Below are 14,903 nucleotides of genomic sequence, written 5' to 3'. Positions count from 1 at the left end.
GTAGTGCTGCTCGAGCAGCGGCCGGTCCGCCTCGACCATCTTGAGGTCCGTGATCGAGTAGCCCTTCGCCTCGATGCGGCGCAGGATCTCACCGGTGAGGTTGCGGGCGACGCCGTCGGGCTTCACGAGGACGAGGGTCTCCTGGACGTCGGCCATGGGCTGCTCCTTGCTCGAGGGGGTCAGGCGGCGCGGCGGTCGATGCGCCTGCCGACAATGATGCTGTAGGTCCACAGGGCGCCGAAGACGAGGCCGACGACCCCGACGGTGACGTCGAGCACGATGCACAGCACGAGCACGACCTGGACCGCCCAGCCGAGCGCGATGCCGATCGGCCTGCCCGCGAGGGCCGCGGCGATCGCGATGAGCACGAGCAGCACGCCTCCGCCGCCCAGCGCGAGCCGCGGAGGCAGGGTGCCCAGCCCGAACAGCACGAGCGCGGACAGCACCACGACCAGGAACTCGGTCGCGAGCACGATCATGGCGAGGCTCGCGGTGACGGTGCGGGCCCGGCGGCCCCTCGGGCCGCTCACGACCACCCGTGCTCGCGCACCAGCTGCAACGTCCTCGCGACGAGCGTGATCGACCCGAACACGACGACACCGGTGGTGGTCGCGTCGCGCGTCACGGCCGCGTCGCGCGCCGCCCGCAGCGCCCGCTCGAGGTCCGGCTCCACGACGACGCGCTCGGCGCCGACCACGCCCGCGACGGTCGCGGCGAGCGCGTCGGGGTCGGTGCTGCGCTCGGAGGGGGCGGTCGTCACCACGAACTCGTCGACCGTCCCGGCCGCTGCCCGGATCATGCCGGCGGCGTCCTTGTCGGCGAGCACCGCGACGACGGCGACGACGTGCTCGAACGGGAACGACTCGGCGAGTCCCGCGACCATCGCCGCGACGCCGTGCGGGTTGTGCGCCGCATCGACGACGAGCACCGGCGCGGAGCCCGCCACCTGCAGCCGGCCGGGCGAGGTCGCCGCCGCCAGCCCCTCCGCCAGCACGCCGCCGGTGATCGGCTGCGAGCCGCCGCCGAGGAACGTCTCGACCGCGGCGATCGCGACCGCCGTGTTCTGGGCCTGGTGCGCCCCGAGCAGCGGGACGAACAGCCCGGGGTACCGACCGGCACGACCCTGCACGTCGACCACCCGCCCTCCGGAGGCGGGCATGCGCGACAGCACGCGGAAGTCGCGGCCCTCGAGCGTGAGGTCCGCCTCGGACAGCTCGGCGGCGCGCTCGAGCTCGGTGAGCGCCGCCTGCTGCTGCGCCGCCGACACGACCGACCGGCCGGGCTTGATGATGCCGGCCTTGGTGCGGGCGATCTCCTCCACGGTGCGGCCGAGCCGCTCCGTGTGGTCGAGGTCGATCGGGGTGAACACGGCGACCTGCCCGTCGGCCACGTTCGTCGAGTCCCACTCGCCGCCCATGCCGACCTCGATGACGCCGACGTCGATCGGCGCGTCCGCGAAGACGGCGTAGGCGAGCACGGTCAGCGCCTCGAAGAAGGTCAGCGCCGGCTCGCCGGTCGTCGCGAGCTCCGCGTCCGCGAGGTCGATGAACGGCTTGACCTCGTCCCACGCGGCGACCAGCGCCTCCTCGGCGATGGGCTGGCCGTCCACGACGATCCGCTCCCCCAGGTAGCCGAGGTCGGGGCTCGTGAACAGGCCCGTGCGCAGCCCGTGCGCCCGCAGGATGCTCTCGGTGATGCGGGAGGTGGACGTCTTCCCGTTCGTGCCGGTGATGTGCACGATGGGGTACGCGCGGTGCGGGTCCCCGAGCAGCTCGAGCGCCTTCCGCGTCGCGGAGAGGCGGGGCTGCGGGGCGACCTCGCCCACGCGGGCGTAGATCTCGTCGAGCATGCGGTCGAGCGCGGTGTCAGGCATCGAGCATCGATCCTCCCGCGCGACGCAGCTCGAAGCGCGCACCCGCTGTCGCTCCCCAGGCGCCCGGCTCGATCCGGGTGAGGTGCCCGTCCGCCCAGCGGAGCACCCGGTCGACGGTGCCGGGGCCGGCGGGCGCGGTCTCGAGCGACTCGACGAGCGTCTCGCCGCGGACGAGGTCGCCGTGCGCCTCGAGCATGGCCAGCAGGTCGGCGTCGCCCTCGACCGCGAGGTCGATGCGGTCCGTGACCGCGAGGCCGGCCGCACGGCGGGCCTGCTGCACGTCGCGAACGAAGTCTCGAGCACGGCCCTCGAGCTCGAGCTCGGGCGTCGTCGCGGTCTCGAGCAGCACGAACCCGCCTCCCGGCAGCAGCCCGAGGGCCGAGCCCTCGGTCGAGCCGGAGCGTTCGAGGACCAGCTCGTACTCGCCGTCCAGCAGCGGGACGCCGCCGACGACGACGCCGGAGCCTGGGCCCCGGGAGGCCGGTTCCAACGCGCCGATTCCGTCCGGCGTGGCGGCCGGGTCGACAGGGACCTGGACCCAGTCGCCGGCCCTCGCGGCCTTGATGACGGCCTGCACGTCCTTGCCGATGCGCGGGCCGAGGGCGCGCGCGTTGACCGACAGGCGCTGCGCGACGCCGTAGCGCTCCCCGCTGCCGGGCGTCTCCTCGACCAGCTCGACCCGGCGCACGTTCAGCTCGTCCCGCAGGAGCCCGACTCCCGTGACCAGGTCGTCGGCGTCGGCGGCGACCACGGTCAGGCCGGCGAGCGGGAGGCGCACCCGCAGGCCCGCCTCCTTCCGCAGGGCCAGCGTCGTGGAGACGACGTCGCGCAGCCGCTGGGTCCGCGCGACGAGGGCCGGGTCGACCGGGAACGCCGCGGCGTCCGGCCAGTCGGTCAGGTGCACGCTGCGCGCGCCGGTCAAGCCCTTCCAGATGCGCTCGGCGACGAGCGGCAGCAGCGGGGCCGCGACCCGGGTCAGCGTCTCGAGCACGGTGAACAGCGTGTCGAAGGCGTCCCGGCTGCTCGTGGGCAGGTCCCCGGTGCTCGACTTCACCGCCCAGAACCGTTCGCGGGAGAGCCGGACGTACCAGTTCGTGAGCACGTCGGCGAAGTCCCGCAGGCGCTGGGCGGCGCCGGCGGTGTCGAACGCGTCGAGGTCCGCCTCGACGCCGCGGACGAGGTCGCCCGTGGCCGCGAGGACGAAGCGGTCCAGCGGATCGGCCGAGTCGGTGCGCCACCGGGCGTCGTAGTCCTCGGCGCCGGCGTACAGCGTGAAGAAGTAGTAGGTGCTCCACAGCGGCAGCAGCACCTGCCGCACGCCCTCGCGGATGCCCTCCTCCGTCACCACCAGGTTGCCGCCGCGCAGCACCGGGCTGGCCAGCAGGAACCAGCGCATCGCGTCGGAGCCGTCGCGGTCGAAGACCTCCGAGACGTCCGGGTAGTTCCGCAGCGACTTCGACATCTTGGCCCCGTCGCTGCCGAGCACGATGCCGTGGCTGACGACGTTGCGGAACGCCGGCCGGTCGAAGAGGGGGGTGGTGAGCGCGTGCATGACGTAGAACCAGCCGCGCGTCTGCCCGATGTACTCGACGATGAAGTCCGCGGGGTGGTGGGAGGTGAACCAGTCCTCGTCCTCGAACGGGAAGTGCACCTGCGCGTAGGGCATGGAGCCGCTGTCGAACCACACGTCGAAGACGTCCTCGATGCGGCGCATCGTGGAGGCGCCGGTCGGGTCGTCGGGGTTCGGCCGGACGAGCTCGTCGATGTAGGGGCGGTGCAGATCGACCTCGCCCGCCTCGTTCGTCGGGAGGCGGCCGAAGTCGCGCTCCAGCTGCTCGAGCGAGCCGTACACGTCGGTGCGCGGGTGCGCGGGGTCGTCGCTGCGCCAGACCGGGATGGGGCTGCCCCAGTAGCGGTTGCGGCTCACCGACCAGTCCCGGGCGCCGGACAGCCACTTGCCGAACTGGCCGTCCTTCACGTTGTCGGGCACCCAGGTGATCCGCTGGTTCAGCTCGACCATCCGGTCGCGGTACTCCGTGACGCGCACGAACCAGCTCGAGACCGCCTTGTAGATGAGCGGTCGGCGGCAGCGCCAGCAGTGCGGATAGCTGTGCTCGTAGGAGGCCTCGCGCAGAAGGCGCCCCTTCGCCCGCAGGGCGCGGATCAGCGGCCGGTTCGCCTCGAACACCTGCAGCCCGACGACCTCGGCCAGCTCGGTGCCGGCGAACAGCGGGAGGAAGCGCGCCTTCGCGTCGACGGAGATGATCGTCGGGATCCCGGCGGCGGTGCCGATCAGCTGGTCGTCCTCGCCGTACGCCGGGGCCTGGTGGACGACGCCGGTGCCCTCCTCCGTCGACACGTAGTCCGCCACGAGCACGCGCCACGCGCGCTCGGTCCCCCAGATGCCGCTGTCGGCATACACGTCCCACAGGCGGTCGTACTGCACGTCCTGCAGGTCGCGGCCGAGCACGACGCGGGTCGTCGCCGCCCGCGCCTCCGCTGCCGACGCGTAGCCGAGCTCCTTCGCGTAGTCGCCGACGCGGGCGGCGGCGAGCAGGTAGTCGGCGGTGAGGATCGTCGCGCCCTGCCCGGTCGGCTCGCCGGTGCCGTCGGCGCCCTGCGAGTCGGCCGTGCCGAGCGGGCCGGAGGGGACGACGGCGTACTCGATGTCGGGGCCCACCGCGAGCGCGAAGTTCGTCGGCAGCGTCCACGGCGTCGTCGTCCAGGCGAGCGCCCGGACCGCGGTCAGGCCGAGCGCCTCCGCCTTCTCGCCGACGAGCGGGAAGGTCACGGTGACGGAGGGGTCCTGACGGCGCTGGTAGACGTCGTCGTCCATTCGCAGCTCGTGGTTCGACAGCGGGGTCTCGTCGTTCCAGCAGTACGGCAGCACCCGGAAGCCCTCGTAGGCGAGGCCGCGGTCGTACAGCCGCTGGAACGCCCACAGCACGCTCTCCATGAAGGAGGGGTCGAGCGTCTTGTAGTCGTGGTCGAAATCCACCCAGCGGGCCTGACGGGTGACGTAGTCGCGCCACTCCCCGGTGTACTTGAGGACGGAGGCGCGGGCCGCGGCGTTGAAGGCGCCGATGCCCATCTGCTCGATCTCGTCCTTCGTGGTGATGCCCAGCTGGCGCATCGCCTCCAGCTCCGCCGGCAGGCCGTGGGTGTCCCAGCCGAACCGTCGGTGCACCTGCTTGCCGCGCATCGTCTGGTAGCGCGGGAACACATCCTTCGCGTAACCGGTCAGCAGGTGCCCGTAGTGCGGCAGCCCGTTCGCGAACGGGGGGCCGTCGTAGAACACCCACTCGGGCGCGCCCTCGCGAGCGTCGACGGAGGCCTGGAACGTGCCGTCCTCGGCCCAGAACGCGAGCACGCCCTGCTCGATCTCCGGGAACCGCGGGCTGGGGCTGACGGGCTCGCCGCCGTCCTTCGGGTACGCCATCTCGTCCTCCGTGCTCGGTGCTCGTCCACCTTCTGCACGGGGACGCCTTCCGGCGCGGTACCACCCCGCTTGACATCTCGCGACGCCCGCTCTCCGACGGCTGTGACGGGCCTGCCCCGCCCGGTTCTACTGGCCTCGCGGCGTTCTTCCGGGGACTCCCCGGTGATGGCCGGATCGACGTCGTTACGCCGATCCTACGGCGTCTCCCGCTCAGGAGCCCCCCTGTCGCGGATCTGGATGGATCGGGCGACACCCCGCTGCCGACGACCGGAGCACGGCGTGTCGCGGATCCCATCCGGATCCGCGACACGGATCCGGATCCGCGAACCCCCGGTAGCCTGGGTGCGCCCGACCGGGCGACATCTGAGGCACCTGCGACACGGTGCCGCCCACACCGCGAACCGAGGTCCCGCCATGTCCACCGTGCCCGACAAGCCCGCGCTCGAAGGCCTCGAGCAGAAGTACGCCGCGGTGTGGGAGCAGGAGGGGGTCCACCGCTTCCCCCGGGCCGACGGCGGCCGCGAGGGCGTCTACTCCATCGACACCCCGCCGCCCACCGCCTCCGGCTCGCTGCACATCGGCCACGTGTTCTCCTACACGCACACCGACCTGATGGCCCGGTTCCAGCGCATGCGCGGCAAGCGCGTCTTCTACCCGATGGGCTGGGACGACAACGGCCTGCCCACGGAGCGCCGGGTGCAGAACTACTACGGCGTCCGCTGCGACCCCTCCCTCCCCTACGACCCGTCCTTCACGCCGCCGGCCGAGGGCACCGCGAAGTCGACTCGCGCTGGCGACCAGCAGCCGATCTCCCGCCGCAGCTTCATCGAGCTGTGCGAGCGGCTGACGGTCGAGGACGAGCGGCAGTTCGAGGCGGTCTTCCGCACGGTCGGCCTGTCGGTCGACTTCGCCCAGACCTACCGGACCATCGGCGACGACGCCCGGGCGATCAGCCAGCGCGCGTTCCTCGACAACCTCGAGCGCGGCGAGGCGTACCAGGCGGAGGCGCCCAGCCTCTGGGACGTGACCTTCCGCACCGCGGTCGCGCAGGCCGAGCTGGAGGACCGGGACCAGCCCGGCGCGTACCACACGATCGCGTTCTCGCTGATCGGCACGGCCTCCACGCCGGACGGATCCGGCGCGGAGGAACCGGCTCCCGGGGCCCAAGGCCCGGACGGTGACGTGGTGATCGAGACGACCCGGCCGGAGCTGCTGCCCGCCTGCGTCGCCCTCGTGGCGCACCCGGACGACGAGCGCTACGCGGGGCTCTTCGGCAGCACCGTGCGCTCGCCCGTCTTCGGTGTGGAGGTGCCGGTGGTGGCGCACCACCTGGCGCAGCCCGACAAGGGCACCGGCATCGCGATGGTCTGCACGTTCGGCGACCTGAACGACGTGACCTGGTGGCGCGACCTGCAGCTGCCCACCCGGGCGGTCCTCGGCTTCGACGGCCGGTTCGTGTCCGAGGCGCCCGCCGCGCTCGCCACCCCGGCGGCGCAGGAGGCGTACGCCGAGCTGGCGGGCAAGACCGTCTTCTCCGCGCGCGCCGCGATGGTCGAGCTGCTGCGCGCCGCCGGCAGCCTGCGCGGCGATCCCCGGCCGATCACCCACCCGGTGAAGTTCTTCGAGAAGGGCGACCGGCCGCTCGAGATCGTGTCGACGCGGCAGTGGTACATCCGGAACGGGGCCAGGGATCCGCGCCTGAAGCAGCGGCTGATCGACGAGGGCAAGGCGCTCGACTTCGTGCCCGACTTCATGCGGGTGCGCTACGAGAACTGGGTCGGCGGCCTCACCGGCGACTGGCTCGTCTCTCGGCAGCGCTTCTTCGGCGTGCCGCTGCCGGTCTGGTACCGGCTCGACGGCGACGGGAACCCGCGCTTCGACGAGGTGCTGGTGCCCGAGCACGCGGCACTGCCGGTCGACCCCTCCACCGACGTGCCTCCCGGATTCGCGGAGGAGCAGCGCGGGCGGCCCGGCGGCTTCCAGGGCGAGGTCGACGTGATGGACACCTGGGCGACGTCGTCGCTGACGCCGCAGCTCGCCGGCGGGTGGCTGCGGGACCCGGAGCTGTTCGCTGCGGTCTTCCCGTTCGACCTGCGGCCCCAGGGCCAGGACATCATCCGGACGTGGCTGTTCTCGACCCTGCTCCGCAGCCAGCTGCAGTTCGGCGGGCTGCCGTGGAAGGCGGCGGCGATCAGCGGCTTCATCGTGGACCCCGACCGCAAGAAGATGTCGAAGTCGAAGGGCAACGTCGTCACGCCGGCGGACATCCTGGCGCAGCACGGCTCCGACGCGGTGCGGTACTGGGCGGCCTCCAGCCGGCTCGGCACCGACGCCGCCCTCGACGTGACGAACCCGACGCAGATGCGCAAGGGCCGCCGGCTCGCGATCAAGGTGCTGAACGCCGCCAAGTTCATCCTGTCGTTCGACGGGGAGGCGGACCGGGCGCTCGCGACCGCGCCGCTCGACCGCAGCATGCTCGCCTCGCTCGACCAGGTGATCGAGCAGGCGACCGCCGCGTTCGAGGCGTCGGACCACGCCCGCGCGCTCGAGACCGTCGAGCCGTTCTTCTGGACGTTCTGCGACGACCACCTCGAGCTCGTGAAGGAGCGCGCGTACGGCGCGGACGCGGCGGGCAGCGCCTCCGCGGCCGCCGCGCTGAAGCTCGCGCTGGAGGCGCTGCTGAAGCTGCTCGCCCCGGTCATCCCGTTCGCGACGGAGGAGGCGTGGCGCTGGTCGCACAGCGCCTCCATCCACAGCAGCGCGTGGCCGCAGCCGATGGGGCTGCCCGGCGACCCGGCGCTGCTGGCGCACGCGGGCGACACGCTGATCGGGATCCGGCGCGCGAAGACGGATGCCAAGGCGTCGCAGAAGTCGCCGGTACTATCTCTCACCATCACCGGGCCGAGCGAGGTGCTGCGGGGCATCGAGCAGGTGGCGGATGACGTGAAGGCGGCGGGCAGGATCGCGACGGTCACGCTCCGGGTCGGCGACCCGGCGGGCGACCGCGTGGTGGTCTCGGACGTCGTGCTCGACGACGCAGCGCAGTAGGGGGAAGCAGGAATGACGGTCACGATCGCACCGCTCACGGAGCGCGAGTTCTTCGCCTGGTACCCGCTGCTCGAGGAGTACGCCGCGGGTGCCGGCGTCCCCGTCACCGACCAGCACGTCATGCGCGTGTGGACCGCGGTGCACGCGCCCGGCGCGCACGCGGCGGTCGCGAAGGACGAGACCGGCGCGGTCGTCGGTTTCGTGCACGCGCTGCCGTTCTCGCGGCTGCTGCACGCCGACCAGGGCGTGCAGATCGAGGACCTCTTCGTGGCGTCCGCGCAACGCGGCCGCGGCGTCGCGACGGCGCTCGTGGAGCACGTCCGCGGCTCGAGCGAGGCCGCGGGCACGCCGCTGCTGCGCTGGGTCGCGCGCGCGGACGACGCCGCGGTGAAGGCGCTGCAGGACAAGTTCGCGCACGCCGCGGGCGGGTGGGTGCTGCAGACCGTCCCGGTGGGCTGACGTGCAGCTCGGCACGCGCTGGCCGATCGGCGGGGCCGCGCCCGCGCGCCTGCCCGACCCGATGCGCGCCGCGATCCGCACGGTGGAGGCGGAGCTCGCGGAGTCGGATCAGCCGACGACGGGCTGGGCCTGGACGCTGACCTTCCTGGAGGGGAAGCCGCTCGTCGACCTCGACGACGGGACCCGGGTCCGGATGTCGGACGGGGAGGTGGCGCTCGTCACCTCGGTCGAGCTCGACGAGGCCTCCGAGGACGAGTAGGCCCTGACGACGAAGGGGACCGACGCGAATCGCGTGCGGTCCCCTCGCCGGTGGTGCGGGCGGCTCACCATGTGGGGCCGGCCCACGTGCGGTGCTCGAACGTGCGGTCGGCCGCGTCGTCCGCCTGTCTGGCGGCGCGGGTGCGCCGGGTCTGCTCCGTCCGGGCGATCGTGTCGGCGCGGACCGCGCGCCGGCGCTCCTCCCGGAGCAGCAGGCGCAGGCCGAGCCGCAGCGCGAGCCGCTCGGCGGGCGCGAGCCGCGGCGGCTCCCGCAGCAGCAGCTCGGCCTCCGAGCGCTCGGTGGCGATGGATGTCCTGCTCATCGGTTCTCCTCCTTCCCTGGTGTCGGTGGTCACCACGTCGGGCCGGCCCGGTGCCGGCGCTCGAACGTCCGGTCGCGCTGCGCGGCGGCCCGCTCGCGGGCGCCGTGCCGTCGGGCCTGCTCGGCGCGCTCGGCGCGGAGCAGCCGTGCGGTGCGCTCGGCGTGCCGCCGCCCCCAGAGGAGCAGCGCCAGGCCGAGCCGCAGCGCGAGGCGGTCGGTGGTGGTGATGTCGGGCAGGTCGTCGTACCGCTGCGCGGTCCTGAGCGCCTGCTCGGTGGTGGTCGTCCGTGGCGTGGACATGGGTTCCTCATCTGTTCCGGGCGCGCCGGAGGCGCACCGAGGGTCCGCCTGGCAGGCGGACGAGACGCCCGGGGATCGGGCGGACGCCCCGAGGGGCGGGAAGGCGCCCGCTGAAGGGGCGCGGCGTCGTCAGGACGACGGGCTCGGAGGCCGGCTACCGACCTGGAGCGAGAGGCGTGGCGAGCGGGAGGCTCAGCCGACGCGCACGCCGAGGAGGGCGGTGGCCGGGACGAAGATCGGCTGCTTCGGGTCCATGCGGCTCACGCTTCTCTCGATGTTCGGCGCCGGAGAACCGTAACGCCCGCCGCCGCGGCTGCACAACCCCGTCTTCGGCGCGTCATCCCTCCTCCTTCTCGACGACCGGGAACCCCCGGAACTGCACGTCCACCCGGCGGCTCCCCGCCGACTCGCGCCCGCGGTACTCCTCGAACAGGGCCCAGACCTTGCCGCCCAGCTCCTCGAGCTCGGCCGGGTCGAGGCGGAGGGCCGCGGAGCCGGTCTGATGGGCGCGGAGCCAGACCTCCGGAAGGCCGGCGCGGCCCCGCCAGTAGTCCGCGTACCGCTGGTTCTCGACGTCCATGAACTCGCGCTCGACCAGGTCGCCCGCCTCCCGGGCGCCGGGCGACGAGTCGTACGCGGCCTCGCCGAACTCGATCGGCCCGGGCACGCGCTCCCACCAGCGGTCGCGCCCGTTGCCGCGCTCGGGGTCCTCGCGGACGTACCCGTGCTTCTCGAGCTGCCGCAGGTGGTAGCTCGTGGACCCGCTCGACTCCCCCAGCCGGCCGGCGAGCGCGCTCGCCGTAGCGGGTCCGTAGCTGGTCAGCTCGCTGAAGATGCGGACGCGCAACGGGTGGGCGAGCGCTTTCAGCGCCTCCACCCCGATCCTGCGTGCCTGCTCGTCCGCCACCCGACGAGCATACAACCGCAAAGACATCTTTGCAAACGTTCCTTTGCGGTCTGCTTCTAGACTCGGCCCGTGAGCGACAACCCCTTCCTGCACCGCAGCGCGCTGCCCGCCTCGCTGCCGCCCTTCGCGGCGATCCGCGACGAGCACTACGAGCCCGCGTTCGAGGTGGGCATGCGCGAGCAGCGGGAGGCGGTCGCATCGATCGAGGCCGACCCTGCCTCCCCGACGTTCGCGAACACGCTCGAGGCGCTCGAGCTGAGCGGTCCGGTGCTCGATCGCGTCGCCGCCGCCTTCTTCACCCTCGCGTCGGCGCACGCGACGCCCTTCGTGCGCGACCTGGAGGCGCGGCTCGCGCCTCGCCTCTCGGCCCACCGCGACGCGATCCGGCTGAGCAGCGCCCTGTTCGCCCGCATCGACGCCGTCTGGCAGGACCGCGCGGCGCTCGAGCCGGAGCAGCGTCGGCTGGTGGAACGGGTGCACATCGAGTCGCGCCTGGCCGGCGCCGCGCTCGGCGACGACGCCAAGGCCGAGTTGACGCGGCTGAACGAGCGGCTGTCGGCGCTCGCGACCCGGTTCGACGCCGAGCTCGTCGCGGACACGAACGACCTCGCGGTGCACGTGATGCAGGAGGCGCGGCTCGCGGGCCTCGCGCCGGACACGGTGTCCGCCGCGAGGGAGGCGGCGCGGGGACGCGGGCTCGACGGCTGGCTCGTCACGCTCGTGCTGCCGACCGGCCAGCCGGTGCTCGCGGACCTGGCCGACGGAGCCACGCGCGACCGGGTGCTCACCGCCTCCCGAGCGCGAGGCGCCCGGGGCGGGGACCACGACACCCGCGCGATCGTGCTCGAGACGGTGCGCCTCCGCGCCCGACGCGCACGTCTGCTCGGCTTCCGCGACCACGCCGCGCTCGTGGCGGCGGACGAGACGGCCGGATCGAGCGAGGCGGTGTCCGCGCTGCTGGACCGGCTGGTGCCTGCCGCGGTCCGCAACGCGCACCGGGAGGAGGCGGAGCTGGGCGGAGCCGTGGACGCCGCCGACTGGGCGTTCCTCGCCGAGCGGCGCCGGCAGGAGGCGTTCGACATCGACCTCGCGGCGCTGCGGCCGTGGTTCGAGGCGGAGCGCGTGCTGCGCGACGGGGTGTTCGCGACTGCGGAGCGCCTCTACGGCGTGCGCTTCACGGAGCGCCAGGACCTGGTCGGCTACCACCCCGACGTCCGCGTGTTCGAGGTCGCGGACGACGACGGGGTGCTCGGTCTGTACCTGCTGGACCTCTACACGCGCGACGAGAAGCGCGGGGGCGCGTGGATGAACTCCCTCGTCGACCGAGCGGGGCTGACGGGCGAGCAGCAGGCGGTCGTGATCAACAACCTGAACGTGCCGAAGCCCGACCTCGGCACCCCGACCCTCCTCACGCTCGACAGCGTCGGGACGCTCTTCCACGAGTTCGGGCACGCGCTGCACGGCCTGTTCGCGACCGTGCGGTACCCGCGGCTCGCGGGCACGAACGTGCCTCGGGACTTCGTGGAGTTCCCGAGCCAGGTGAACGAGATGTGGGTCCTGCACCCGGAGGTGCTGCCGCACTACGCCCGGCACGTCGAGACCGGCGAGCCGCTGCCGGCCGACGTCGCCGACCGCCTGCGGGCCACAGAGACCTTCGGTCAGGGCTTCGCGACGACCGAGTACCTGGCCGCCGCCGTCCTCGACCAGGCCTGGCACCGCCTGACCGTCGAGGAGGCGGACGCGGTCACGGACGTCGTCGCGTTCGAGGCGCAGGCGCTCGCCTCGACCGGCTTCGACCTGCCCGGGGTGCCGCCGCGCTACGCCTCCACGTACTTCGCCCACGTGTTCGCGGGCGGCTACAGCGCCGCGTACTACGCGTACATCTGGAGCGAGGTGCTGGACGCCGACACGGTCGCGTGGTTCGAGGAGCACGGCGGCCTGACGCGGGAGAACGGCGACCGCTTCCGCCGCCTGGTGCTGGGGCGCGGGAACGCCGAGGACCCGCTGGAGGCGTACCGCGCGTTCCGCGGCCGCGACGCGGCGATCGAGCCGCTGCTGGCCCGCCGCGGGCTGGGTTGACTCCCGCTCCGTCGACGACCTTTCGACGAGCCCGCCACCGAGACGCGCCCGTGCCCTGATCCGGCTCGCGCCGTCAGCCGGCGACCGTTCGAGCCGGCGGCACGGCACAGCCGCGCCGGAGGCGGCGGCCATGAACTCAGGCGGACTTCTCCTGCGGGCGGATGCGGCTGCGCGGCACGATCGTCGGCGCCGCGTTCTTCTCCACCGCGTCGCGGGTGATGACGACCCTGGCGACCTCGTTCGAGGACGGCACCTCGAACATCACCGGCCCGAGCACCTCCTCGAGGATCGCGCGGAGGCCGCGGGCACCGGTCTGGCGCAGCACCGCGAGGTCGGCGATGGCCTCGAGCGCGCCGTCGTCGAACTCGAGGTCGACGCCGTCGATCTCGAACATCCGCTGGTACTGCTTCACGAGCGCGTTCTTCGGCTCGGTGAGGATCTCCATCAGCGCGTGCTGGTCGAGCGGCAGCACCGTCGTGACGACGGGGAGGCGGCCGATGAACTCGGGGATCAGGCCGAACTTGTGCAGGTCCTCCGGCAGCACGTCGGCGAAGAGGGTCTTCTCGTCGACCTTGGAGTGCAGCTGCGCCCCGAAGCCGATGCCCTTCTTGCCGACCCGCTGGCTGATGATCTGCTCGAGGCCCGCGAAGGCGCCCGCCACGATGAACAGCACGTTCGTCGTGTCGATCTGGATGAACTCCTGGTGCGGGTGCTTGCGCCCGCCCTGCGGCGGCACCGAGGCGGTCGTGCCCTCGAGGATCTTCAGCAGCGCCTGCTGCACGCCCTCGCCGGAGACGTCGCGGGTGATGGACGGGTTCTCCGCCTTGCGCGCGATCTTGTCGACCTCGTCGATGTAGATGATGCCGGTCTCGGCCCGCTTCACGTCGTAGTCCGCGGCCTGGATCAGCTTGAGGAGGATGTTCTCCACGTCCTCGCCGACGTAGCCCGCCTCGGTCAGGGCGGTGGCGTCCGCGACGGCGAACGGCACGTTCAGCCGCTTCGCGAGCGTCTGGGCCAGGTAGGTCTTGCCGCAGCCGGTCGGGCCGATCAGCAGGATGTTCGACTTCGCGATCTCGATGTCGTCCTTGATCGAGTCCGCGGCGGACAGCGGGCCCTTGGCGCGCACCCGCTTGTAGTGGTTGTAGACCGCGACGGACAGCGCCTTCTTCGCGGCGTCCTGCCCGATGACGTACTCCTCGAGGAAGGCGAAGATCTCCTTCGGCTTCGGCAGGTCGAACTCGCCGGTCGACTCGTCGGCGGCCTCGGCCAGGCGCTCCTCGATGATCTCGTTGCAGAGCTCGACGCACTCGTCGCAGATGTACACGCCGGGTCCGGCGATCAGCTGCTGGACCTGCTTCTGGCTCTTCCCGCAGAAGGAGCACTTCAGCAGGTCGGCACTTTCGCCCATACGAGCCATGGAGCGTCTCTCCCCCGGGGTTGCTGACCAGTCGACGTCGAGCCTAACCCGCGCTCAGACGGTGGGTGCCGGACTCACCGCCGGGTGTCGACACCCCAGTTCGCGCCGCGCGGGGCGGGCGGTGCACCTGGTGCGCGTGTGACCGATGGGACGGCACGGCGGACCGGGCTGCGCCGGGAACGACGGCGGCGGGCCCCCGGAGATCCGGGAGCCCGCCGCGATCGGCCGTGCGAGTCGATCAGGCCGGCGCGAGCGCCGGGGTCGCCGGCTGCAGCTTGCGCGTCGACAGCACCTGGTCGACCAGGCCGTACTCCAGCGCCTCCTGGCCGTTCAGGATCTTGTCGCGCTCGATGTCGCGGTTGACCTGCTCGACCGAGCGGTTCGAGTGCCGCGACAGCGTCTCCTCGAGCCAGGTGCGCATGCGCAGCACCTCGGCCGCCTGGATCTCGATGTCGCTGGCCTGGCCGCCGGATCCGCCGGAGGTGGCGGGCTGGTGGATCAGGATGCGGGCGTTCGGCAGCGCCAGGCGCTTGCCGGGCGCACCCGCCGCGGCGATCACGGCGGCGGCGGAGGCCGCCTGACCGAGCACGACCGTCGAGATCTGCGGGCGGATGTACTGCATCGTGTCGTAGATGGCCGTCATCGCCGTGAACGAGCCGCCCGGCGAGTTGATGTACATCGTGATGTCGCGGTCCGGGTCGGTGCCCTCGAGCGTGAGCAGCTGGGCCATCACGTCGTTGGCCGACGCGTCGTCCACCTGCACGCCGAGGAAGATGATCCGGTCCTCGAACAGCTTGGTGT

The 14,903-nt window shown here is 72.8% G+C and carries 13 protein-coding genes; 4 read left to right on the top strand and 9 right to left on the bottom strand.

Features of this window, described 5'->3' with window-relative positions; genetic code table 11:
- From ACFE60_RS11710 to ileS, 4 genes are all read right to left on the bottom strand, one after another.
- Positions 1-156, bottom strand: a 156-nt coding sequence (locus ACFE60_RS11710) for a nucleoside-diphosphate kinase (protein WP_375389037.1), incomplete at its 3' end; no start/stop codon positions are given.
- Positions 157-179: 23 nt separating this feature from the next.
- On the bottom strand, positions 180-530 hold the full coding sequence (locus tag ACFE60_RS11705; protein ID WP_375389036.1) for a DUF4233 domain-containing protein: 351 nt from the start codon (positions 528-530) through the stop codon (positions 180-182).
- Positions 527-1,873 carry a bifunctional folylpolyglutamate synthase/dihydrofolate synthase gene (locus ACFE60_RS11700; protein ID WP_375389035.1) on the bottom strand — a complete coding sequence of 449 codons (1,347 nt, stop codon included), beginning with the start codon at positions 1,871-1,873 and terminating at the stop codon, positions 527-529. The genes ACFE60_RS11705 and ACFE60_RS11700 overlap by 4 nt, the downstream gene beginning before the upstream one ends.
- Positions 1,866-5,312, bottom strand: coding sequence for an isoleucine--tRNA ligase (gene ileS, locus ACFE60_RS11695; RefSeq protein ID WP_375389034.1), 3,447 nt, complete (start codon positions 5,310-5,312; stop codon positions 1,866-1,868). The genes ACFE60_RS11700 and ileS overlap by 8 nt, the downstream gene beginning before the upstream one ends.
- A gap of 414 nt (positions 5,313-5,726) precedes the next feature.
- Between ileS and valS the strand changes: the two genes are divergently transcribed.
- Genes valS through ACFE60_RS11680 form a run of 3 tightly spaced genes read left to right on the top strand, consistent with a single transcriptional unit; the run spans position 5,727 to position 9,078 of the window.
- On the top strand, positions 5,727-8,360 hold the full coding sequence (gene valS, locus ACFE60_RS11690; protein ID WP_375389033.1) for a valine--tRNA ligase: 2,634 nt from the start codon (positions 5,727-5,729) through the stop codon (positions 8,358-8,360).
- Between the two features lie 12 nt (positions 8,361-8,372).
- The gene (locus ACFE60_RS11685) at positions 8,373-8,819 is read left to right on the top strand and encodes a GNAT family N-acetyltransferase (RefSeq protein WP_375389032.1); all 447 of its coding nucleotides are present in this window, start codon (positions 8,373-8,375) and stop codon (positions 8,817-8,819) included.
- Between the two features lies 1 nt (position 8,820).
- Positions 8,821-9,078 (top strand): hypothetical protein, encoded by a 258-nt coding sequence (locus tag ACFE60_RS11680; protein WP_375389031.1) that lies wholly within the window; start codon positions 8,821-8,823, stop codon positions 9,076-9,078.
- Between the two features lie 64 nt (positions 9,079-9,142).
- Here ACFE60_RS11680 and ACFE60_RS11675 read toward each other — a convergent pair whose 3' ends face one another.
- The 3 genes from ACFE60_RS11675 to ACFE60_RS11665 form a co-directional block, all read right to left on the bottom strand.
- The gene (locus tag ACFE60_RS11675; protein WP_375389030.1) at positions 9,143-9,400 is read right to left on the bottom strand and encodes a hypothetical protein; all 258 of its coding nucleotides are present in this window, start codon (positions 9,398-9,400) and stop codon (positions 9,143-9,145) included.
- Between the two features lie 29 nt (positions 9,401-9,429).
- Positions 9,430-9,699: a hypothetical protein gene (locus ACFE60_RS11670; protein WP_375389029.1), complete on the bottom strand. Its 270-nt coding sequence runs from the start codon at positions 9,697-9,699 to the stop codon at positions 9,430-9,432.
- A 337-nt stretch (positions 9,700-10,036) separates the two neighbouring features.
- Entirely contained in the window at positions 10,037-10,606 is a 570-nt protein-coding gene (locus tag ACFE60_RS11665; RefSeq protein ID WP_375389028.1) for an ArsR/SmtB family transcription factor, read from the bottom strand.
- A 69-nt stretch (positions 10,607-10,675) separates the two neighbouring features.
- Between ACFE60_RS11665 and ACFE60_RS11660 the strand changes: the two genes are divergently transcribed.
- Entirely contained in the window at positions 10,676-12,685 is a 2,010-nt protein-coding gene (locus ACFE60_RS11660; RefSeq protein WP_375389027.1) for a M3 family metallopeptidase, read from the top strand.
- Between the two features lie 136 nt (positions 12,686-12,821).
- Here ACFE60_RS11660 and clpX read toward each other — a convergent pair whose 3' ends face one another.
- The gene (gene clpX / locus ACFE60_RS11655; RefSeq protein ID WP_375389026.1) at positions 12,822-14,102 is read right to left on the bottom strand and encodes an ATP-dependent Clp protease ATP-binding subunit ClpX; all 1,281 of its coding nucleotides are present in this window, start codon (positions 14,100-14,102) and stop codon (positions 12,822-12,824) included.
- A 238-nt stretch (positions 14,103-14,340) separates the two neighbouring features.
- On the bottom strand, positions 14,341-14,903 hold a 563-nt coding region (locus tag ACFE60_RS11650; protein ID WP_375389025.1), incomplete at its 5' end, for an ATP-dependent Clp protease proteolytic subunit.

Origin of the sequence: uncultured Amnibacterium sp. (assembly GCF_964245895.1) — a bacterium.
In the GTDB taxonomy this organism is placed as follows: domain Bacteria; phylum Actinomycetota; class Actinomycetes; order Actinomycetales; family Microbacteriaceae; genus Amnibacterium.
The sequence above is the reverse complement of the archived record's forward strand: the minus strand, read 5'-3'. Positions and strand labels throughout refer to the sequence as shown.

Excerpts from the sequence above, each read along its gene's own strand:
- ACFE60_RS11700 (WP_375389035.1), bottom strand. The coding sequence starts at position 1,873 with ATGCCTGACACCGCGCTCGACCGCATGCTCGACGAGATCTACGCCCGC.
- ileS (WP_375389034.1), bottom strand. The coding sequence starts at position 5,312 with ATGGCGTACCCGAAGGACGGCGGCGAGCCCGTCAGCCCCAGCCCGCGG.
- valS (WP_375389033.1), top strand. The coding sequence starts at position 5,727 with ATGTCCACCGTGCCCGACAAGCCCGCGCTCGAAGGCCTCGAGCAGAAG.
- ACFE60_RS11685 (WP_375389032.1), top strand. The coding sequence starts at position 8,373 with ATGACGGTCACGATCGCACCGCTCACGGAGCGCGAGTTCTTCGCCTGG.
- ACFE60_RS11675 (WP_375389030.1), bottom strand. The coding sequence starts at position 9,400 with ATGAGCAGGACATCCATCGCCACCGAGCGCTCGGAGGCCGAGCTGCTG.
- ACFE60_RS11670 (WP_375389029.1), bottom strand. The coding sequence starts at position 9,699 with ATGTCCACGCCACGGACGACCACCACCGAGCAGGCGCTCAGGACCGCG.
- clpX (WP_375389026.1), bottom strand. The coding sequence starts at position 14,102 with ATGGCTCGTATGGGCGAAAGTGCCGACCTGCTGAAGTGCTCCTTCTGC.